The sequence below is a fragment of the Streptomyces sp. NPDC059443 genome (genome assembly GCF_042750105.1).
GTDB lineage: Bacteria > Actinomycetota > Actinomycetes > Streptomycetales > Streptomycetaceae > Streptomyces.
Genome location: NZ_JBHYVM010000005.1, coordinates 99,008 through 117,921 on the forward strand (window position 1 = coordinate 99,008; position 18,914 = coordinate 117,921).

The window sequence follows — 18,914 nt, forward strand, 5'->3', positions numbered from 1 at the left end:
CTGTGTCCCGCGGGGGGGGGGGGGGGGGGGCCGGCGTCGCGGCCCCCCCCCCGCGGCGGGCCGGGGGGGGGCCGCGCCCCCCCGCGCGGGCGGGGGCGGGCGCCCGGGCCGGCGGCTCGCTGCCGCCGATCGCGCGGATCCCCGTGGCTGAGAGCAGGTAGCTGACCGCATTGGCCACCACGGTCATCACCGGGCCGAACAACCCGATCGCGGCCGTGCCGACCGGCGGTCCGAGCACGGTGGCGGTCCAGGTCGTGGACTCGAACCGCCCGTTCGCGACGAGCAGGTCCTCCGGCCGCACGAGCGCTTTCAGATACGCGCCGCTGGCCGCGTTGAAGGCGATGTCGGCCGCCCCGACGACGACGGACACCACCAGGAGCTGGACGAAACTGAGCAGGCCGAACGCGTACGCGGCGGGGACGCTCATCAGTGCCACGAACCGGGTCAGGTCCATCGCGACCATCACCGGCCGTTTGCGGCGAAACTCCACCCACGGCCCGAGCGGCACCGCCACCGCGGCCCCCACCGCCAGCCCCGCGGCCGCCAGCGCCGACACGGCGGTCGGCCCGGCGTGCAGCGCGAGGATCGCGATCAGCGCGAACGCGTCGAACGCGAGCCACGTGCCGAACGTGCTGACCCCGTACGCCGCCCACAGCCACCCGAACTGCCGGCCCAGCCGTCTCTTGCCCACCATGCTCAGCGCACCCCTCAAAGTCCCACCTGAACAAACCAACGTTGACCAGTGAGAGCAAAGCCCGTGGCACGACAGCAGGTCAAACAACCAATCTGCCAGCACGTCACAACCAGACGTTGTGCACTGAGGTGGATCGGCATGGACCGCACGGACCGCGGCGACTCCGAGGCCGGCCGGGCGACGATCGAACGCGCCCGAGCGCTGATCGGCCACCGCGTACGGGTCTACCGGCTCGACGAGCGGATGGCGTCGAACCACAAGTTCGAGGCACGCGTCGTCGCGCACCCCGCCGGCTCGCGACTACCGGCTGAGCGAGCCGAGTGCCGCCGCGTCGTACGGCTTGAGCTCGTCGAAGCGGTTGCCGAGGACCTTCGCGGCCCACTGCGGGTCCTGGAGCAGGGCCCGGCCGACGGCGACCATGTCGAACTCGTCGCGTTCCATGCGGTCCAGGAGGTTGTCGATGTCGCCCAGGGCCGCTCCCTCGCCCGCGAAGGCGCGGATGAAGTCGCCGTCGAGGCCGACCGAGCCGACGGTGATGGCGGGCCGGCCGGTGAGCTTCTTGGTCCAGCCCGCCAGGTTCAGGTCGGAGCCCTCGAATTCGGGGAGCCAGTAGCGCCGGGTGGAGGCGTGGAACGCGTCGACGCCCGCCGCCGCCAGCGGGGCCAGGATCGCCTCCAGCTCCTCCGGGGTCTGCGCGAGCCGGGCGTCGTAGGCCTCCTGCTTCCACTGCGAGTACCGGAAGATCACCGGGAAGTCGGCCGCGACGCGCTCGCGGACCGCGGCCACGATCTCCGCGGCGAACTTCGTACGGGCCACCGCGTCGCCGCCGTAGGCGTCGGTGCGGCGGTTGGTCCGCTCCCACAGGAACTGGTCGAGCAGGTAGCCGTGGGCGCCGTGCAGCTCGACGCCGTCGAAGCCGATCCGCTCGGCCTCCGCGGCGGCGTCGGCGAACGCGCCGATGACGTCGTCGAGGTCGGCGCGGGTCATCGCCTTGCCGGTCCCCTCGGTGCCGTCGACGCGGATGCCGGAGGGGCCGACGGCGGGCGCGTCGGCGTACGGTGCCTCGCCCTGCTTGCGCACCATGCCTATGTGCCACAGCTGGGGCACGATCGTGCCGCCCGCCTCGTGCACGGCCGCGGCGACCTTCGCCCAGCCCGCCAGCTGGTCCTCTCCGTGGAACCGCGGCACCTGATCGCTCTGCCCGGCGGAGTCGTGACCGACGTACGTGCCCTCGGTGACGATCAAACCCACACCCGCGGCGGCCCGGCTGGCGTAGTACGCCCGCACGTCCTCGCCGGGCACGCCGCCGGGGGAGAACATCCGCGTCATCGGAGCCATCACGATGCGGTTGGGGACGGTCAGGCCGTTCAGCGTGATGGGGCGGGACAGGATCTCGGCCGCGCGGGAGGCGGTGGACGTGGTGACGGTCATGCGGGTCCTCCGGGGTGAGGCTGTGGCTCGTCGGAGCGATAACGAGAAGTGCATAGTACACATCTTATGTATCATGCATATTGCAGTGGTCGGCCCGCCCGCCCTCGCACGGAGCGGTCCGCGAAGACCACGTCGACCACGTCGGCAGAGGTTCGCCGGTGCGCGGGTCGGCGATAATGGAGCGCCGGAAGAGTGGGAGGCGCAGTGCTGGAGAAACTGGAGCGGGAGCTGATGCTGCTCTCGCGGCACCAGGTGCTTGCCCGGCGCGAGCGCGACACCGAACGCCTGGAGCGGTCGGCGTACCTGCTGCTCAGCCGGATCGACACCCAAGGCCCCATGTCCATCGGACAGTTGGCGGAGGCCTTCGGGCTCGACACCTCGACCGTGAACCGCCAGACGGCCGTACTGCTGCGCTGCGGACTGGCCGAGCGCGTCGCCGACCCGGACGGCGGCATGGCCCGCAAGCTGCGCATCACCGCTGAAGGCGGACGCCGGCTCGCCGAAGACCGCGAGGTCAACCGGTCCTGCCTGGCCCGGGTGGTCGCCGACTGGTCCCCCGAGGAGGTACGGGAGCTGGAGGACGCCCTGGTCCGGCTCAACCACAGCGCCGAGGCCCTCGAAGGTCGATGCTGGCCGCGTACGGAGGAAGACGGGACCCGCACCGCATGCCATCCGGCGGTCCCGCACGAATCCCCGAACCCTGTTCCGCAGGCACCCACGACTCCCGCCCCGTGACGTAGGCGCCGGCGCTGGCGCGGGTCCTGCTCCGCACCGATGGCGAGACGAGACGAGACGAGGAACGCCGAGCTGGACCCAGCACTGGCTCAACGACCTCCCGGAGCTCTATACGGCAGGCTCCTGAACGGGATCCGTGGATTCGGCGCGATCTGGACGGTCGGCCGGGGCGGCGGCACGCAATGCCGCCTCGACCCGGCGGTTGCTGGTCATGGTCGCGGTGACGGCGGTCATGGTGAGGAGGAGGCCGGCGGCGGCGTAGAGCGGGGTGCGCACGTCGTACGTGGTCGCCAGCCAGCCGCCGAGGAAGGCGCCGAACGGGGCGGCGCACATGGCGAGCATGCGCGAGGTGGAGGCGACCCGGCCCATCAGGTGGCCGGGGACGATCGACTGCCGGAGGGAGGGGGCGAGCACCATCGTGGCGCCCATGCCCGCCCCGCAGACGGCGAGCGCGAGGCCGGCGGCGAACGGGTTCGGGGCGGCGGCAAGGCCCACGACGGCGAGTCCTTCGACCGCGGCCGTGCAGGTCAGCGCGGTGCCGGTGCCGAGCCGCCGGCCGAGGAAGGAGGCGATGCCCGCGCCGAGCAGGCCGCCGGTGGCCTCCGCCGTGAGGAGCAGGCCGAAGCCGAAGGCGCCGATGCCGAGACGGTCGTGGGCGAAGAGGGCGAGTACGGTCTCCACGGCGAGGAAGGCGATGTTCCCGACGGCCGGACGCAGCGCGAGCCCGAGCAGCAACCGGTCCCGGAAGACGTACGAGGCCCCGGCGCGCGCCTGCCGGAGCAGCGACTCGCGGGCCTGCGGTACGGGCTTGGGCGCGGCGGGCAGTGACCGTACGAGCAGTGCGGAGAGCGCGAACGACACCGCGTCGGCGAGCAGTGGAACCGCCCGTCCGAGCGCGAGCAGGGCGCTGCCCGCGGGCGGCCCCGCGAAGCCGGACGCGGCGGTCTGGGTGCCGCGCAGGCGGGAGTTGGCGCGTTCCAGGAGCGCGGGGTCGCGGCCGAGCAGGTCCGGCAGGTAGGCGGTGGCGGCGGTGTCGAAGAAGAGTCCGCCGAGGCCGAGCAGGAAGGCGACGGCCGCGAGCAGTGGAATGCTCAGCACGTCGAGCGCGGCGGCCGCGGCCGGTATCGCGAGCAGCACCGCACGTGCCGCGTCCGCCACCCACATGGTGCGGCGGCGGTCCCAGCGGTCCACCAGCGCACCGCCGAGCACCCCGAAGAGCAGCCACGGCAGGGTTCCGGCGGCCGTGACGACGGCGAGCGCCATCGGATCCCGCGTCAACGTCAGCGCGAGCAGCGGCAGCGCCGCGTGCATGACCCCGTCACCGAGCGAGGACACCGTCTGCGCGGTCCACAGCCGCCCGAATCCGGTCGGCAACTTCCTTGTCTCTGACGTCACTTGGCGTCCCCCTCTACCTGCTGGCGCGGTGCCGGGTGGAACAGTGCGAAGACGAGCGACGCGTCCGGCAGCGACGGATCGGACAGCTCCCGGTACTCGTCCGCCAGCGCCTGCAGCCGCGCGCCCAGCTCCGCGAACTGCTCCCCGGTGAGCCGCAGGTGCGCCATCCGTACGTGCCGCTCGCCATCCGCCGGCGCCGCCTCCAGGTCCGCCACCGCATGCCGCATCAGCACGTCCGGCCCGCCCTCGCCCGGATCCGGCAGCACGATCGCCCGCGCCGCCATCGCGTAGTACCGCTCGGTGACCCCCCGGACCTTCCGCGTCCGCACCACCTTCACCAGGCCGGCCCGCTCAAGCAGCCGTACGTGGTAGCTGGAACTCCCCTTCGCGAGGCCCACCCGCTCGGCGATCTGCGTGATCGTCGCGGGCTCGAAGCGGAGCACGGCCATGATGCGGTGGCGCGTGAGGTTGGAGACGGCGCGTAGCTGCTCGTCGGTGGTGACGTGGAACGTCTCGGGAAGATCATCGGTAGGCATGGGTCTAATGGTCAACACTTCTTGACCATTAGACAAGGGCATTTTTCTCTTGTGGTGTGCGGGTCGGATGCAGGACTCGCCGGCGGCAAGGATCCGGCCGACGTCGTAGCGGGCGGCGGGCCGCTGGCCCTTCGAGCCGAGTGGGCGTCCGGGGCAGGGCGGGCGGGTCTTGGTGCACCGGCTGGCGCGCCCCATCTCCGCGTGCAGGTTCCTGAACCCCTGGCGGACGCGGGCGGGACCGAGATCCGCGCGCTCCCGGTCAGCCCGGCGGTCGTGTGCAGGACCCAACGGGACGCGGTCTGGGGGGTGGTCCGGTCGGATGAGGAGTCAATCCGGCAAAGGGCTCAACCTGCCGCTCATGAAACCGTGTTGTCGGCTCCGAGTTCGGCGTTCCTCCGAGGCGTCGCTCGACGACCCGTCTCAGGGCAGACCCGGAAGGCGGAACGCTGCCCGGGGCTGCCCTGAGGACCGGTTCACTTCCTCCAGAACAGGTGGTGCGTCACGCCGCTCGGGCTGGGAACGACCTCCAGGTGAAACCGGTCGAGCAGCTCGTCGGGGGATTCCCAGAGCCGTAGTCCCGACCCGAGCTTCACCGGCGAGACCACCACGTGCATGGTGTCGACGAGGTCGGCGTCGAGGAACTGCCGGATCGTGGTCACTCCGCCGCCGAGCCGGACGTCCTTGCCCCGCGCCGCTTCCCGGGCCATTTCGAGGACCGTGGCAGGGTCTCCTTCGACGAAGTGGAACGTGGTGTCGGAAAGCGTGAGCGAAGGACGCTTGTGGTGTGTCAGGACGAACACCGGAGTGCGGAACGGGGGCTCGTCACCCCACCAGCCCTGCCACTCATGGTCCTGCCAGGGCCCGCGCTGGGGCCCGAACTTGTTGCGGCCCATGATCTCCGCGCCGATGTCGCGCGCGTAGTCCCGCGTGAAGTAGTCGTCCAGGCCCCGGCTCCCCCCAGGCTCGGTGCGCACGGGCCAGCTGGCCGTGGCACCGGCCCAGGCGAACAGCCTCTCGGGCTCGACATGACCGAACGGCCTCTCAAGGGTCTGGTCCTCACCAGCACCGACACCGTCACTTGAGACGGTGAAATTCTGGACTCTCAATAGCTGAGCCACACGTTCCTCCTGCGATGGGGCGATAACAGTGGTGAGACTCTCCCGACCGGACAAACTCATCGTCGGATCCGGTGCCGACTCTAAGTCCGCCGGCGGGTCCGTTCCGGCATGCCGGCCCGGGCCCCTCCTGCTCGCCTCATACGCTCGACGCATGAGGGACAACGAGATCAAGCTCAAGGCCATCGCGGCACTCACCGGGCTGCGGAGCGGTGTGGGGACGGACTACGTGTCACGGCTGCTCGGGGAGGTGACTCCCACCGAGTTCCTCGTGCCCGCCACCGGTGATCCCGAGGAGATCGGACGCGCCGTGCTGGATCAGCTCTCCCGCCCGCTGAGCGCCCTGATCAATGGGTTCGTGCTGGCTTTCGAGGTGGTGGCGGACTCCTACGACGCCACGGACTCGCAGACCTCGACGGAGGAGCTCCTGCAGGCACTCGCACTTGAGCTGGCGAGCGACGCCGACTGACCGCCTCCGGCATCGGGGCCACGCCCGGCAAGGGCCGCCGTGCTCGCCGACCGGGCTCCTGCTATGTGCTCAGGTCGCACCGGACTGCCCGGCTCCGGTGGGCAGTTCGCGCCGTGGATATAGATTGAGCCGATGACTACCGCACCCGTGATCCTCTTGCTGTCCGGAAGCGTACGGACCGGCTCATCGAACGAATCCGTGCTGCGCACCGCCCAGGCCGTGGCCTCCTCGCGGTTGCGCACCGTCTTCTACGAGGGGTTGGCCGCGCTGCCCCACTTCAACCCCGACGAGGACACGGAGCCGCTCCCGGCACCCGTGGCCGCGTTGCGCGCGGCGATCGACGAGGCGACCGCGGTCCTGATCTGCACCCCGGAGTACGCGGGCACGCTTCCCGGTTCGTTCAAGAACCTGCTGGACTGGACGGTCGGCGGAACCGAGATCTGCGACAAGCCCGTGGCCTGGGTCAACGCGGCCGCCCCCGGCCGGGGCCTGGGCGCGCAGGCCACGCTGCGGACCGTACTCGGCTACACGGGCGCCGACATCGTGGAGTCGGCCTGCGTGACGATGCCGGTGGATCGCCGGATGGTCGGAGCGGACGGGACCATCACCGATGAAGGGGTGCGCGAAGAGCTCGGCAAGGTACTCGACCTGCTGGCGGCGTCCCCCGAGCCGGCGGGAGCGAACACTGGGTGAAGAATCCCTGGAGATCGTTCGAATCCGTCGGCCGGCCCTTAACCTGCCGTCATGCGAAGGCTGTTGAAGGTCGTATCGGTGCTCAGCCTGCTGCTGTGCCTGTTCGGCATCTTTCTGGTGTACAGGCACAGCGGGGCGACCCCCGAGTGCGGCGGTAAACCGATGAGTCCCGGGGACGTCTGCCGGCACATCGGGGGGAACGGCGGCGGTTCGGACACCTATGAGGAGCTCCAGGCCTCCCTGGAGGGGTCCGTTCCGATCGACCGGGGGATCGCCTACGTGAGCGGCGCGGTGTTCATCGCCTCGGTGGCCGCCCGGATGGCCCTGCGGCGGAGCGCGAACGGCGGCCGGTAGGACCGGCCGCAGGCCCGGTCCGCGGCCGACCGACCGCTTGGCTGAACGCTCCTCTTCATCGGCTGACCGTGACTTCGAGGGCCGACCGCAAGAGGTGGCGTTCGAGCGACGCCGCGACGCCGTCCTCGTCGTTGCTGGTGGTGATCTCGTCGGCGACCGCCTTGAGGCTGTCGTGGGCGTTGGCCATCGCGACCGCGTGGCCCGCCCAGGCGAACATGGGAATGTCGTTGGGCATGTCCCCGAAGGCGATGGTGCTCTGCGCGTCGGTGCCCAGGGCTTCCGCGGCCAGGGCCAGGCCGGTTGCCTTCGACAGGCCGAAGGGGAGGATCTCCACACAGGTCGGGCCGGCCATGACCACGGTGACGAGGTCACCCACGGCCTCGCGGGCGGCTTCGGTGAGCTGGTCGTCCGTCAGGTGCGGATGCCGGATCATGACCTTCCCGATCGGCCGGTCCCACAGCCGCGCCACGTCCTCGACCCGCTGCCCCTCGGCCGAATCCATCGGCGGCAGCGGGTACCCGGGGCCCACCAGGATGGGATCGGCGAGTTCTACGGGCATCACCGCGACGGCCAGGGGCCCGGTCAGGGCCTCCACTTCGGACAGCGCGTGTGCCGCGAGCCCGCGGTCGAGGGGGACCGACGATACGAGGGCGTCGCGCCCGGCATCGTAGAGCTGGCCGCCCTGTCCGCAGACGGCGAGGCCCTCGTAGCTGATCTCCGCCAGCGTCGGTTTGGCCCACTGGGCGACCCGCCCGGTCACCACGACGTGCCGGGCCCCGGCGGAGACGGCGGCGGCGAGGGCGGCCGTGGTGCGCGGGGAGACGGTGTGGTCGCTGCGTACGAGGGTGCCGTCGAGGTCGGTGGCGATGAGCTCGTAGGGGAAGGGGGTCATGGATCAGGTCTCCTGTGCGACGGCGGGGTCGAGGTCGGTGGGAAGCGCCGGGGGCCGCCGGCTCCGCGGGGTGGGCGAATGGCCGGCGGCCCGGGGTGGCGGGGATCAGAGCGCGCCGTTGCCCTTGATCAGCTGCTGGTACCAGAAGAAGCTGTCCTTGCGGATGCGGCGCAGCTCCTTGAGGTCGAACTCGTCGCGGTCCACGTAGATGAACCCGTACCTCTTCGCCACGCCCTGGTGGGTGGAGATCAGGTCCATGGCCGACCAGGGGTGGTAGCCGATGACGTCCACCCCGTCCGCGACGGCGAGGCGCATCTGCTCGATGTGCTCGGCGAGGTAGGCGATCCGGTAGTCGTCGTGGATCTCGCCGTCCTCGATCGTGTCGTATCCGCCCAGCCCGTTCTCGGTGACCATGATCGGCAGCCGGTAGCGGTCGTAGACGTCGCGCAGCGTGGTGCGGAAGCCGACCGGGTCGATCTCCCAGCCGAACTCGGTCCTGGCCAGGTGCGGGTTGCTCACGGCGCGGAAGACACCGGCCTCGCCGACCGCGAGCTGCTGGTCTCCGCCCTCGTAGGTGACCGCGCCGTCTTCGAGGGGCGCGGCGACGGTGGCGGTCGTGTAGTAGTTCAGCGCCAGGTAGTCGGCGCGCCCGGCCGCCAGGACCTCCAGGTCCCCTTCGGCGATCTCGGGTGCGATGCCCCGCTCGGTCATCCAGGCCCAGGCGGTCGGGTTGTAGGTGCCGTACGCGGCCATGTCGAGGTACAGCCAGTTGCGGATGGCGTTGTAGTCGGAGGCCGCGAGGACGTCCTCGGGCCTGCTGGTGGCCGGGTAGACGACGGAGATGTTCGGCGCGGGGCCGATCTTGGCGGCCGGGAGCATGTCGTGGCACGTCTTCGTCACACGGGCCTGGGCCAGCATCATGTGGTGGTTCTGCTGGTACAGCTCGCGCTTGGGGTCGTCCGAGGTGGTGGCGCTGGTGCCGATGGCGGCGCCGTGCAGGATCATCATGTTCTGCTCGTTGATGGTCAGCCAGTGCTTGACCTTGCTGCCGTACTCCTCGAACAGGACCTCGCAGTAGCGCGCGAAGGCGTCGATGGTCGAACGGGAGGTCCAGCCGCCCTTGTCCTGGAGCGCCTGCGGCAGGTCGAAGTGGTAGACGGTGACGACCGGCTCGATGCCGTGCGCGAGGAGGGCGTCGAAGAGGCGGTGGTAGAAGGCGACGCCGTCCGGGTTCACCGGGCCGTCGCCGTCCGGGACGATCCGGGTCCAGGCGATGGAGAGGCGGTAGGCCTTCAGTCCCAGCTCGGAGAAGAGCCGCACGTCCTCCTCGAAGCGGTGGTAGTGGTCGGCGGCGACCTTGAAGTCGGTGGTGCCCTCGGGGTAGTTGCCTCGGGCGTCCTGGACGGACGGGCCCTTGCCGTCGGTGTCCCAGGCACCTTCGACCTGGTAGGCGGAGGTCGCGGCGCCCCAGAGGAAGTCGGGGCGGAATGCGGCGGGGGTCTTGTGGTCCATGTGCGGATCTCCTTCGGGGGTACGTGGATCGGTGCGCGGGGCGGTGTCGTCGGGGTCAGCCCGCGGGGGTGAGCTCGCGTTCGGGGGTGAGGGACAGGAGCACCGTGCTGTGCTCGACTTCGCGGTCCTCGGTGGTCCGTACGACGCCGGTGCCGGCCGCGTCGAGGACGATCACCATCGTGGTGGTGTCGTAGCCGGCCGCCTCGACCGCGGCCAGGTCGACCTCGCAGAGCGGGTCCCCGAGCCGGACCCGGTCGCCCTGCTGGACGGCGGTGGTGAAGTGCTCGCCGCCGAGCCGCACCGTGTCGATGCCGATGTGGACGAGGACTTCGACGCCCTCGGGCGAGCGCAGCCCGTAGGCGTGCGGCAGCAGACTGACGACGGTTCCGTCGATCGGGGCGTGGACCGTGCCGGAGGTGGGGGCGACGGCCGCGCCGTCACCGAGGGTGCCGGAGGCGAACACCGGGTCCGGTACGTCGGCCAGGGCGACGACTCTGCCCTCGACCGGGGCGGCGACCTCGAAGGGCTCCCCGGCGGCGGGGCTGCCGTCGCCGGCCGCCTCCTCACCGGCCGCCTCCTCGCCGGGCTGGTCCGTGGCGTCCTCGGGGATGTCCTTGAAGCCCAGGGCCATGGTCAGGCCGAAGGACAGCGCGACGGCCACGCCGACGCCGATCAGCTGGAGGGCGAAGCTGCCGACCTCAAGGTAGGCGGAGAGGGAGAGCAGGCCCGGCATGATGTACGCGGTCGAGGCCGAGCCGCCCGCCGAGGCGATGCCGCCGCCGACCGCTCCGGCGACGCAGGCGTAGACGAAGGGCTTCTTCAGCCGCAGGTTCACACCGTAGACGGCGGGCTCGGTGATGCCGGCGAGGAAGCTGCTGACGGCGGCCGGGCCTGCGAGCTTCTTCAGGGTCTTGCTGCGGGTACGGAGCATGACGGCGACCACCGCGGCGCCCTGCGCGGCGGATGCGGCGACTAGCGGACCGTAGAGCAGCGAATGGCCCTGTACGGCGAGGTCGTTGGCCATCATCGGGACCAGGCCCCAGTGGATGCCGAAGACGACCATGATCTGCCAGGTTCCGCCGAGGACGGCTCCGGCGATGGCCGGGCTGAGACCGAAGAGCCAGCCGATGAGGCTGGAGGCGCCCTGGCCGGCCCAGTCCGAGGCCGGGCCGATGGTGAGGAGGGTCAGCGGGACCATGACGGCGATCGTCAGCATCGGGGTGATGAAGTTGCGGATGCTGGAGGGCAGCGCCTTGTCGAGGCCCCGTTCCACGAAGCCCTGCACGTACACCGCGAGGATGACGGGGATGACCGAGGAGGCGTAGGCGACCATCACCATCGGGATGCCGAAGAAGGAGACGGGGTCCCCGGCCTCGTTCATGGCGCCGATCGTGGGGTAGACCAGCGATCCCGCGATGGCCATGGCGGTCCACTGGTTGGACCCGAAGCGCTTCGCGGCGGTCACCGCCAGCAGCACCGGCAGGAAGTAGAACACGCCGTCACCGGCGGCGTTCAGGACGGTGAACTCCTGCGAGGTCTCGGCGACCAGGCCGAGCTTGGTTACCAGCACGATCGTGGCCTTGAGCAGGCCCGCGCCGGCCAGGGTCCACAGGAACGGCGTGAAGATGCTGGAGATGACGTCCACGAGCCGCGTCAGCGGATTGCCGCGCGGAGCCGAAGCGGGCGCCGAGCCGTCCTTCGACCGGGACGCGTCCGCGCCGAGGCCGGAGATCCTGGTGATCTCGGCATGGGCCTTGGCCACGTCGTTGCCGATGACCACCTGGAACTGGCCGCCGCTCTCGACGACCGTGATGACACCGGGGGTCGATTCGACGGCCGCCTTGTCGGCCTTGGAGGCGTCCTTGAGGACGAAGCGGAGCCGCGTGGCGCAGTGCACCAGGGACTCGACATTGGATTCGCCGCCGACGCCTTCGAGGACGGCGGGAGCCGTCTTTCCATAATCCACGATGAGTGCTCCCTGCATCGCGCTGTACCGAACTCGGAACGTCTTCGGCCCGAGGTGCCTCCAGTCTTGGCCAGGTCAAGGAATGGCAAAGGAGGGCGAAGGTCCCGAGATGGCGCGCCTTTATGCCCGTCTCAACGCACCTCCTAACCACCGCTCCCCACAGGGGAGTTCCTTGTGTGGCGACATCGCCCGGATCGGGCCCTTCACTCTTCGGGAAGGGGACCTTCGGCCCCTGTCCCGGGTGAGCGGGCGGCGGAAGAGTTCGCGGCGAGGGCCCGGTCCCGAGGCACGGCCTCCCGGGTTCCTCGGACACCCCGATCCACCGAAGGGAACTCCCCTCATGCGCCCCGCTCGTCGCAAGACCCTCGCCGTCGCCGCCGCCTGCCCCATGGCCGTCACCACCGGGGCGGCAGCCGCCTCCACCTCACCCGGGGCCGGGGCGGCGGGCCCGCTGGCCGGGATGCGCATCCTCATCTCCAACGACGACGGAATGCAGGCCGCCAAGCCCAACCACGCGGACGGCCTCGGCGCGTACGAGATGCGCCGCGCGCTGTGCGCCGCCGGAGCCGACGTCGTGGTGATGGCGCCGTGGCAGGTACAGAGCGGACGGGGCACCGCCGTCACGAACCACGGCGTACTGACACTCCAGCAGCGGGAGCGCATGCCGGCCGGATACGAGAACGACTGCGGCGGCGCCCCCTCGGGCGCCCCATCTTCGGTGTCTGCCTCGCCGACGGCGCCTGCGGCCCCGACTCGCCGAGCGCGACCCCCGCCGACTCCGTCAAGCTGGCACTGCGCGGCGGGCTGTCCGCCAAGGCCGGCTGGGGCAGTGGCCCCGACCTGGTGGTCACCGGCATCAACTCCGGGCTCAACGTCAGCTCTTCGGTCAACGACTCGGGCACGGTCGGGGCCGCGATCGCCGCCATCGACATCGGCGTCCCGGCGGTGGCCTTCAGCGCCGCCGCGAAGGCCGGACCGCCGGTCTGGACCCGAGTCGGCGCCGGCGCATACGCCTACCACGGCTACGTACCGAGCGGGAACGGGAACGGCTTCACCATCGCCCTCGGCGACTGCGAGTCGGCCAGCCCCGGCAGCGCGGAGTGCGTGGAGGGCCGCCCGGACGCCGACTCGACGGCCGCGCTCGGCGGGGCCATCTCGGTCACGCCCGTCACGTCGGACCGTACGTACGGCACACCGATCGACGGGAAGAAGGAGCTCAGGCAGACCGAGCAGTACGTGGAGTCGCCGGCTCTAACGGCGGAGCGACGAACCGTCCCAACCAGGTGCGGCCTTGGGGAATCACTCCGTCGTCGACATCCGCGAAGGCTCAACTCAGCCCTCGGGCGGATTCCAGGTGTCCGGCATGGAGCTGTGGTGCTCCACCGGGTCATCCGTCCCGAAACGGGCCCAAAGCAGGAACCCGCCAAGACCCAAGACAAGCATGCCACCCGGTATGAGCACGACAAGAAGCCAGTCCGGCATGCCGCCCCCATCCGCCGCCAAGTCGACAGCACCATCCGCGGGGCCACGGCGTGACACCCGTCGGGGCCTAAGACGTACGTGGACGCCCGGAAGGTTCTCCGACAAGCCGCCGACGCGCAGCGGCCAACGACCGGACCGTCGAGCTTGTCGAGCAGTCCGCGCGGGCGGTCGCTGTGCGGCTGGACGTCTGGAGTGTCAGTGGCTGCTGAGAGCATCGGGGCATGACTGACCGCACTGCTTCGATCGCCGCCTACTGGGATGCCGCTGCGGCGGCGTTCGACGACGAGCCCGACCACGGGCTGAGGGCTGACAACACACGGGCCGCGTGGGCCCGGCTCCTGCGCTCCTTGATGCCGGCCGGGCCAGTCGACGTTCTCGACATCGGCTGCGGCACCGGGTCCATGTCCTTGTTGTTGGCCGAGGCCGGGCACCGGGTGACCGGGGTCGACCTGGCGCCGCGGATGGTCGAGCAGGCTCGCACGAAGTTCGAGGCCGCCGGCCTTGACGGCCGTTTCCTGGTAGGTGACGCCATGGTGCCCCCGACCGGGGAACAGCGGTTCGGTGTCGTGTTGTCGCGGCACCTGGTGTGGACGCTGCCCGATCCAGAGGCCGCCTTGCGCGACTGGGTGACACGTTTGCGGCCGGGAGGCCGGCTGGTGCTGGTCGAGGGGCGTTGGCGTGAGGCGGGCCGGAGCGGCGTCCCGTATGTGGACGGATCCGAATCGCTGCCGTGGAACGGCGGAATCGACGCCGAAGACCTTGCTTCGGCCGTGCGCCCTCTTGTTGGCGCCGTGCGCATTGAACCGCTCAGCAGCGAGCCCGATTTGTGGGGTGGTCCGGTGCCAGACGAGCGGTACGCCCTCATCGCCGACCTCTGATGCGTTGAGGAGGGAGCAGGCAGAGGCGGCTTCATGTTCGGCGCGACGCGGTTCAGGCTATGAGCAGGCGGAGGCCGAGATCTGCCGCATCCAGGTCGGCGAGGTCGCGGTTGCGCTCGGTCCACCGGCCGGAATCGAGGTCGTCACCGAGGCTTCGTACCGCCCGCTGCTCGGCCTCCGGCCCGACCCTCGTCCATACCGACATCGCGCGGCGCACGTGATCCTCCAGATACGCCCCCGGTCGGCGCCAGTACGCTTCGAAGAGGCCGTCGGTGCAGTCCCACGGGATGGGGACCGGCTCCGCGCGGGCGCCGATCGCGTCGGCCATCCCGCCGAGCGAGGGAAATCCAACGAGGACGGCGGCGAACTCGGGCAGGTAGTCGCGGGTCAGCCAGAACCGGTCGGCCCATCCGGGCTCGTCGGTGTCGAACGTGAGCACCACCACGCGGCGGGCCACGCGCCGCATCTCGCGCAGCCCCGCTATCGGATCATCCCAATGGTGAACGGTGGAGACGGCCATCGCGGCGTCGAAGGACTGGTCCTCGAACGGCAGGCTCTCCGCGGTGGCGGCCACGCACGGCGCCGCGCCGACGGGCCGCTGCTCCCGCATGACCGCCGACGGTTCCACCGCAGTCACGTCCCGGTCGGAGGGCTCGTAGGAACCGGTGCCGGCCCCGACGTTCAGCACCGTCCGCGCGTCCCCGAGCGCGTCCAGGATCTGCGCGGCGATCCGCGGCTCGGTGCGCCGCGTCGCGGTGTACGCGCCGCCGATCGCGTCGTACAGTCGCGCACCGAGCATCTCCAGCCGTTCCTCCGGTGCCACCTTCAGTCCCTTCGCCCGGGCCTCCAGTTCCCTGTCGATGGCCGCCACCATGGCATCGGCGCTATCACGCCGTTCCAGCAGCAGACCGCGCAGCCGGCGCAGGTGCGCGACCGCGTCGGTGGACGGGTCGCCGACCAGTTCCGCGACCTCCGGCAGGCCGAAGCCCAGCCGCCGGTAGGCCAGCACCTCCCTCAACCGCTCCACGTCGCCCGCCGAGTAGGCCCGGTACCCGGCCGGGGTCCGTGCCGACGGACGCACGAGTCCGATCTCGTCATAGTGATGCAGCGTGCGGACGCTCACGCCACCCAGCTCGGCCACGCGCCCCACGGTCCAGTGATCTTCCACGGCACCGACTATGCAGCCTGACGCCACGTGAGGGTCAAGCCTGCGTTCGGGCCGGGCCGGGCCAGACCAGACCGGGCCAGACCGCCCGGCCGCCCGGCCGCCCCTGGAAACGGCGCATCAGCCATCGCGCCAGTCCCCCGCCGTACCTGCTGAGGATCAGCGGAAGGTACGCCGGCGGCGCCGGGCCAGGACGTAGGTTCCCGCGCCTGCGGCGGCCACGGCGGCTCCGCCGACGAGCCAGGAAGCCCGCCCCTTGGCCGCCTTGGCCGCCGGCTCTGCCACCTGGTCCCGGCAGGAGAGGCGGGCCGCCTCGTCGATCGGCGCTACCCGGTAGCGCGCCCAGACCTCGTCACGGCCGACCCAGCGGACCTCGTACAGGCCGGGTACGGCCTCGCAGCGGATCACCGCGGTGGCCGTCAGGACCGCCTTCTTCCCGCTCATGACGGGGCGGCCGGTGAAGCCCGGCGAGGTGAGGGTGTTCCCGTAGCCAAGGTCCGCGTCCGAGCCCGTGGGCGTCACCTCGTCGCCGGGCTTGAACGTCCGGACGTCCCAGGACGACTGCGGCCAGGAGTCACCCACGGGCCAGCGCTCATCCGGCTGTTCCTGGGGAAGGGCCGCCACCTTTCCGGGGCAGGCCTCGCGTTCGGCCTCGGTGATGTCCTCGACCTTGACGGTCACCCAGACCTCGCCCTTGGCACCCTTGGCGGGCCCGCCGGGCCCGGTCCGCTCGACCTCGTAGATGCCCGACGGGGTGTCACACGCCACGGTGGCCACGGCAGTGATGAGCGGATCGTTCATCCTCAGCGTCCCGTGCTCGATGAAGATCTCGGAGCTCACCCAGTTTCCGTTCATCCCGACCAGGTACGAGGCCTCCGTGAACGTGAGCCGCTCACCGGGGCGCGCCGACAGCTGCGCACCCACAGGTGGTGAGGGGGCCGGCGGATCCGCGGTCCGCGCCGCGAAGGCATTCCCCGCGGGCGGCATCAGCAGCAACGCCAGCGCGGTGGCCGCGACGAGCCTCACCGCCATTGCACCCATTTGCCGTCTTTCCATATCTGCCGAGGTCTTCCAGCTCTCAACACGGCCTGCCCTCTCGTGGAACTGACGCACCAGGTGTCACTCCCGGTGTCGTGGGCGGTCGGCGTACCAGTCGACGCGTGTCTGCGGAGTGACCGGCAGGGCTTCGAGCTCGACATCGTCCAGGATCTGCTCAGCGGTCCCCTTCGAGGAGCCGACGTAGGTGGACAGCAGGTCCGAGTCGGTGGTGACCACCCAGCTACGGTCCTGCGGCCACCAGAATTCAGGGCCGTCCGAACCCACCCTGTCCGCGACTTCTTCCCGTACGGATTCCAGACCGGCCAAGGAGGCACTCGGAGTGGAAATCGATGCCGGCATCCTCGGCCTCACGCCTGCCACCTGCGGATACGGCCCGACCCGTCCGTGGCTTCGAAGCCCATTCTCGTACCTGCGTCATGGCGCCCATTCTCCCGGCGCGTTGCCAGCCTGCTCGCGCAGTGCCAACCACTCCTGAAGCTCGATCAGGTTCCCTTCGGGATCCTCCAGGTACGCGACCCGTATCCGGTCGCCCATCGGGCCCGGGTCCCGAGCGAACTCCGCTCCCCGCGAGGTGAGTTCGGCGTGGGCGACGTCCAGATCGTGCACCCGCAACACTACCAGCGAGCGGAATCCTTCCGGCTCCGCCCCCAGCCTCTCCAGCACGTCGGCCATCTGTGCCCGGTCCTGCAGCGCGATCGCGGCGTGTCCGGTATCGGGGCTGAGCTTGGCGTACGGGCCGCTCTCGGCCTCGAATTGCGGCTTGAGCCCGACCACGTCCCGGTAGAAGCGGTAGACGGCGGGGAAGTCGGACACCAACAGGCGTATCTGGGTGAGTTCCATACTCATCTTTCTAGCCCAGTCCCGCTGCCCGCGCCTGCGCATCCGGTTGGGCCGTAACGCCCGCCGGTTGCATCGGGTCGACATCCGGCGTGACCCGGCTGGAGCGGCAGCGGTGCGGGCGGCCGACGACGGCAACGAGAGAGGTCAGGTGACCAGTCTGCGTTAGGTTCACCCCCATGAACTCGTTGGCACAGATATACGACAGAGAGTTTCGGGTGCGGGGTCTGCGTGAACAGGGGTGGGGCCGGGGCCTGATGGCCGTAGCCGCGCTCATCTGGCTATGGCTGGGCTACTTGCTCGTGTTTCCCTTCAGTGTCGATCAGGGCTTGAATCTCAAGCCCGTCGCGTGCGAGTCCCGTGCGTTCCACCAGGACGGGAAGCACGCGGAGTCGTACCGCGCGGACGCGGGAGAGCGTTGTGACGCCGAACGCGACTGGGGGCCGATCACCGCCGGCCTCCTCCTCTCCCTCCCCCTGGCAGCTCTCGGCACGGGCTTGTACGTGTCGGGCAAGTCGACGGTCCGTATCGCCACGTACGCCGCGGAGATCGTCCGGCTGAACGCCACCAAGGAGTTCTGAGAGGCTGGCTCGTTCTTGTCGGGTCGGGGGCTCGGTCTTGAGTATCCGCACTCATGCCGTCGGGCCGTTGACGGGCAAGGATGAGGGGTCCCCGCCCTCGATTCACCGGAGCCCTTTGATGCATCCGACGCACCCGGCCCGCGCGGTGCCCGCGCATCCCTACGGTCCGCCGTCACCCGCGCGGCGTCGCCCGCACGGCGGGTGGTACGCCGTACCGGCCGCCATGACGATCGGCTCGCTGCTGCTGTCCGTCTACGGCGTCCTGTGGGGCCTGGTGGCGAGGGCGGCCAAGCACATCGTGTGCGACTCGACCACGAGCTGCGCGGCGACACCGTACGAGGCGGGATACACCACCCCCGGGTGGCCCGGCTGGACGTTCGTCACGGCCGGGACGCTGTTCGCCCTGGCGCTACTGGTCTGCGCGGGGCTGCTCGCGGCCCGCCGCGGCGGGCCCTCGCAGGTGGCGGCACGAACGACAACGCCGTGAACGGCAACGCCGCGCAGGAGGAGACCGGATTGCCCGGCGGTACTGGACTGTTCCTAGCGGTGTGACCGGCCGGTTCGCGCGGTCGGGGTACCGCGCTGTACGCGGCACCCAGGCGCCAACGCCAGGCCGGCCGCCCGGGATGATGAGTACCGGACCCGGCCGACCTGAGTACGCCCACCCGTGCGACCGGCCGTTCGTTGCTGCTTGGCTGTCCCCATGCAGCACGAGACGGCCACCGCCCTGAACGCCGACCACTCCGACCACTCCGACCACTCCGACCGGGCTCCCGCCGCCCGCCAAGTGGCGATGTGGACGACAGCTCTGACCGTGACCCTGATCCCCGTGGCCTTCCTCTTCGGAGGGCTCGCCGGAATGGCCACCGAGGCCCGCCCCCAGAGCGTGGCCGTCATCACGGCCTGCTGGTGGGCATCCTGGACCGCCACCCCGCTCCTCGTAGTGACCTCCCGGCTCCCACTGCGCCGCGCCGCCTGGGCCGGGGCCTGCTACTGGGCCGGGTGGACCGCACCCCTCCCGCCGGCCGCCACGATCCTGCTGACGCTCACCCTGTAGCCCCCCCACACCGTCGGGCGAACCTACGAGCGCCTCGCCGGACGGACCCTTCGGCCATGACGG

21 protein-coding genes and 1 pseudogene are annotated in these 18,914 nt (G+C 70.8%); 10 read left to right on the top strand and 12 right to left on the bottom strand.

Going from position 1 to position 18,914, the window contains the following annotated elements:
* Window positions 1-694: MFS transporter (locus ACFXDJ_RS06460; RefSeq protein WP_384848004.1), on the bottom strand; the 694-nt coding region annotated here is incomplete at its 3' end.
* 300 nt (window positions 695-994) lie between these two features.
* A complete protein-coding gene (locus tag ACFXDJ_RS06465; protein WP_384848007.1) occupies window positions 995-2,125 on the bottom strand; it encodes an NADH:flavin oxidoreductase in 1,131 nt (376 codons plus the stop codon).
* A 231-nt stretch (window positions 2,126-2,356) separates the two neighbouring features.
* Here ACFXDJ_RS06465 and ACFXDJ_RS06470 point away from each other — a divergent pair, with 231 nt between their 5' ends.
* On the top strand, window positions 2,357-2,860 hold the full coding sequence (locus ACFXDJ_RS06470) for a MarR family winged helix-turn-helix transcriptional regulator (protein WP_384848334.1): 504 nt from the start codon (window positions 2,357-2,359) through the stop codon (window positions 2,858-2,860).
* 108 nt (window positions 2,861-2,968) lie between these two features.
* Here the strand turns inward: ACFXDJ_RS06470 and ACFXDJ_RS06475 are convergent, their stop codons facing one another.
* The 3 genes from ACFXDJ_RS06475 to ACFXDJ_RS06485 form a co-directional block, all read right to left on the bottom strand.
* Window positions 2,969-4,255, bottom strand: a complete 1,287-nt coding sequence (locus ACFXDJ_RS06475) for an MFS transporter (RefSeq protein ID WP_384848010.1) — start codon at window positions 4,253-4,255, stop codon at window positions 2,969-2,971.
* Window positions 4,252-4,791 (bottom strand): ArsR/SmtB family transcription factor, encoded by a 540-nt coding sequence (locus ACFXDJ_RS06480; protein ID WP_384662797.1) that lies wholly within the window; start codon window positions 4,789-4,791, stop codon window positions 4,252-4,254. The genes ACFXDJ_RS06475 and ACFXDJ_RS06480 overlap by 4 nt, the downstream gene beginning before the upstream one ends.
* A gap of 473 nt (window positions 4,792-5,264) precedes the next feature.
* Window positions 5,265-5,909 carry a dihydrofolate reductase family protein gene (locus tag ACFXDJ_RS06485; protein WP_384848013.1) on the bottom strand — a complete coding sequence of 215 codons (645 nt, stop codon included), beginning with the start codon at window positions 5,907-5,909 and terminating at the stop codon, window positions 5,265-5,267.
* Window positions 5,910-6,060: 151 nt separating this feature from the next.
* On the opposite strand from ACFXDJ_RS06485, the gene ACFXDJ_RS06490 reads away from it, so the two are divergent.
* The 3 genes from ACFXDJ_RS06490 to ACFXDJ_RS06500 all read left to right on the top strand — a co-directional run bounded on the left by ACFXDJ_RS06490 (window position 6,061) and on the right by ACFXDJ_RS06500 (window position 7,422).
* A complete protein-coding gene (locus ACFXDJ_RS06490) occupies window positions 6,061-6,375 on the top strand; it encodes a hypothetical protein (RefSeq protein ID WP_384848016.1) in 315 nt (104 codons plus the stop codon).
* Between the two features lie 132 nt (window positions 6,376-6,507).
* Window positions 6,508-7,068: an NADPH-dependent FMN reductase gene (locus ACFXDJ_RS06495; protein ID WP_384848020.1), complete on the top strand. Its 561-nt coding sequence runs from the start codon at window positions 6,508-6,510 to the stop codon at window positions 7,066-7,068.
* A gap of 51 nt (window positions 7,069-7,119) precedes the next feature.
* Window positions 7,120-7,422: a hypothetical protein gene (locus tag ACFXDJ_RS06500; protein WP_384662809.1), complete on the top strand. Its 303-nt coding sequence runs from the start codon at window positions 7,120-7,122 to the stop codon at window positions 7,420-7,422.
* 55 nt (window positions 7,423-7,477) lie between these two features.
* Here the strand turns inward: ACFXDJ_RS06500 and ACFXDJ_RS06505 are convergent, their stop codons facing one another.
* The 3 genes from ACFXDJ_RS06505 to ACFXDJ_RS06515 form a co-directional block, all read right to left on the bottom strand.
* Window positions 7,478-8,314 carry an HAD hydrolase family protein gene (locus tag ACFXDJ_RS06505; protein ID WP_384848023.1) on the bottom strand — a complete coding sequence of 279 codons (837 nt, stop codon included), beginning with the start codon at window positions 8,312-8,314 and terminating at the stop codon, window positions 7,478-7,480.
* Window positions 8,315-8,419: 105 nt separating this feature from the next.
* On the bottom strand, window positions 8,420-9,826 hold the full coding sequence (locus tag ACFXDJ_RS06510) for a glycoside hydrolase family 1 protein (protein ID WP_384848026.1): 1,407 nt from the start codon (window positions 9,824-9,826) through the stop codon (window positions 8,420-8,422).
* A 55-nt stretch (window positions 9,827-9,881) separates the two neighbouring features.
* Complete coding sequence (locus ACFXDJ_RS06515; protein WP_384653258.1) at window positions 9,882-11,792, bottom strand: beta-glucoside-specific PTS transporter subunit IIABC; 1,911 nt, start codon at window positions 11,790-11,792, stop codon at window positions 9,882-9,884.
* Between the two features lie 490 nt (window positions 11,793-12,282).
* Here ACFXDJ_RS06515 and ACFXDJ_RS06520 point away from each other — a divergent pair.
* The 3 genes and pseudogenes from ACFXDJ_RS06520 to ACFXDJ_RS06530 form a co-directional block, all read left to right on the top strand.
* Window positions 12,283-12,420: pseudogene (locus tag ACFXDJ_RS06520) on the top strand (hypothetical protein); the annotation flags it as partial.
* Window positions 12,381-13,328 carry a 5'/3'-nucleotidase SurE gene (locus tag ACFXDJ_RS06525; protein WP_384653260.1) on the top strand — a complete coding sequence of 316 codons (948 nt, stop codon included), beginning with the start codon at window positions 12,381-12,383 and terminating at the stop codon, window positions 13,326-13,328. The pseudogene ACFXDJ_RS06520 and the gene ACFXDJ_RS06525, both read left to right, overlap by 40 nt.
* Before the next feature lie 167 nt (window positions 13,329-13,495).
* Window positions 13,496-14,152: a class I SAM-dependent methyltransferase gene (locus ACFXDJ_RS06530; RefSeq protein ID WP_384653262.1), complete on the top strand. Its 657-nt coding sequence runs from the start codon at window positions 13,496-13,498 to the stop codon at window positions 14,150-14,152.
* A 52-nt stretch (window positions 14,153-14,204) separates the two neighbouring features.
* Here ACFXDJ_RS06530 and ACFXDJ_RS06535 read toward each other — a convergent pair whose 3' ends face one another.
* The 4 genes from ACFXDJ_RS06535 to ACFXDJ_RS06550 all read right to left on the bottom strand — a co-directional run bounded on the left by ACFXDJ_RS06535 (window position 14,205) and on the right by ACFXDJ_RS06550 (window position 17,216).
* Window positions 14,205-15,302, bottom strand: a complete 1,098-nt coding sequence (locus tag ACFXDJ_RS06535; RefSeq protein ID WP_384653309.1) for a MerR family DNA-binding transcriptional regulator — start codon at window positions 15,300-15,302, stop codon at window positions 14,205-14,207.
* 174 nt (window positions 15,303-15,476) lie between these two features.
* Window positions 15,477-16,358, bottom strand: coding sequence for a hypothetical protein (locus ACFXDJ_RS06540; RefSeq protein WP_384653264.1), 882 nt, complete (start codon window positions 16,356-16,358; stop codon window positions 15,477-15,479).
* Window positions 16,359-16,436: 78 nt separating this feature from the next.
* Window positions 16,437-16,592: a hypothetical protein gene (locus ACFXDJ_RS06545; RefSeq protein ID WP_384653266.1), complete on the bottom strand. Its 156-nt coding sequence runs from the start codon at window positions 16,590-16,592 to the stop codon at window positions 16,437-16,439.
* Between the two features lie 198 nt (window positions 16,593-16,790).
* A complete protein-coding gene (locus tag ACFXDJ_RS06550) occupies window positions 16,791-17,216 on the bottom strand; it encodes a VOC family protein (RefSeq protein WP_384653268.1) in 426 nt (141 codons plus the stop codon).
* A 176-nt stretch (window positions 17,217-17,392) separates the two neighbouring features.
* On the opposite strand from ACFXDJ_RS06550, the gene ACFXDJ_RS06555 reads away from it, so the two are divergent.
* The 3 genes from ACFXDJ_RS06555 to ACFXDJ_RS06565 all read left to right on the top strand — a co-directional run bounded on the left by ACFXDJ_RS06555 (window position 17,393) and on the right by ACFXDJ_RS06565 (window position 18,851).
* On the top strand, window positions 17,393-17,794 hold the full coding sequence (locus ACFXDJ_RS06555; RefSeq protein WP_384653270.1) for a hypothetical protein: 402 nt from the start codon (window positions 17,393-17,395) through the stop codon (window positions 17,792-17,794).
* A 118-nt stretch (window positions 17,795-17,912) separates the two neighbouring features.
* The gene (locus ACFXDJ_RS06560; RefSeq protein ID WP_384653272.1) at window positions 17,913-18,281 is read left to right on the top strand and encodes a hypothetical protein; all 369 of its coding nucleotides are present in this window, start codon (window positions 17,913-17,915) and stop codon (window positions 18,279-18,281) included.
* A gap of 216 nt (window positions 18,282-18,497) precedes the next feature.
* Window positions 18,498-18,851, top strand: coding sequence for a hypothetical protein (locus ACFXDJ_RS06565; RefSeq protein WP_384653274.1), 354 nt, complete (start codon window positions 18,498-18,500; stop codon window positions 18,849-18,851).
* Window positions 18,852-18,914 lie beyond the last annotated feature (63 nt).

What these genes read in the sequence shown, in the direction of transcription:
- ACFXDJ_RS06465 (WP_384848007.1), bottom strand. Translation starts at nt 2,125, where the DNA reads ATGACCGTCACCACGTCCACCGCCTCCCGCGCGGCCGAGATCCTGTCC.
- ACFXDJ_RS06470 (WP_384848334.1), top strand. Translation starts at nt 2,357, where the DNA reads ATGCTGCTCTCGCGGCACCAGGTGCTTGCCCGGCGCGAGCGCGACACC.
- ACFXDJ_RS06480 (WP_384662797.1), bottom strand. Translation starts at nt 4,791, where the DNA reads ATGCCTACCGATGATCTTCCCGAGACGTTCCACGTCACCACCGACGAG.
- ACFXDJ_RS06490 (WP_384848016.1), top strand. Translation starts at nt 6,061, where the DNA reads ATGAGGGACAACGAGATCAAGCTCAAGGCCATCGCGGCACTCACCGGG.
- ACFXDJ_RS06495 (WP_384848020.1), top strand. Translation starts at nt 6,508, where the DNA reads ATGACTACCGCACCCGTGATCCTCTTGCTGTCCGGAAGCGTACGGACC.
- ACFXDJ_RS06500 (WP_384662809.1), top strand. Translation starts at nt 7,120, where the DNA reads ATGCGAAGGCTGTTGAAGGTCGTATCGGTGCTCAGCCTGCTGCTGTGC.
- ACFXDJ_RS06505 (WP_384848023.1), bottom strand. Translation starts at nt 8,314, where the DNA reads ATGACCCCCTTCCCCTACGAGCTCATCGCCACCGACCTCGACGGCACC.
- ACFXDJ_RS06510 (WP_384848026.1), bottom strand. Translation starts at nt 9,826, where the DNA reads ATGGACCACAAGACCCCCGCCGCATTCCGCCCCGACTTCCTCTGGGGC.
- ACFXDJ_RS06530 (WP_384653262.1), top strand. Translation starts at nt 13,496, where the DNA reads ATGACTGACCGCACTGCTTCGATCGCCGCCTACTGGGATGCCGCTGCG.
- ACFXDJ_RS06540 (WP_384653264.1), bottom strand. Translation starts at nt 16,358, where the DNA reads ATGGGTGCAATGGCGGTGAGGCTCGTCGCGGCCACCGCGCTGGCGTTG.
- ACFXDJ_RS06550 (WP_384653268.1), bottom strand. Translation starts at nt 17,216, where the DNA reads ATGGAACTCACCCAGATACGCCTGTTGGTGTCCGACTTCCCCGCCGTC.
- ACFXDJ_RS06555 (WP_384653270.1), top strand. Translation starts at nt 17,393, where the DNA reads ATGAACTCGTTGGCACAGATATACGACAGAGAGTTTCGGGTGCGGGGT.
- ACFXDJ_RS06560 (WP_384653272.1), top strand. Translation starts at nt 17,913, where the DNA reads ATGCATCCGACGCACCCGGCCCGCGCGGTGCCCGCGCATCCCTACGGT.
- ACFXDJ_RS06565 (WP_384653274.1), top strand. Translation starts at nt 18,498, where the DNA reads ATGCAGCACGAGACGGCCACCGCCCTGAACGCCGACCACTCCGACCAC.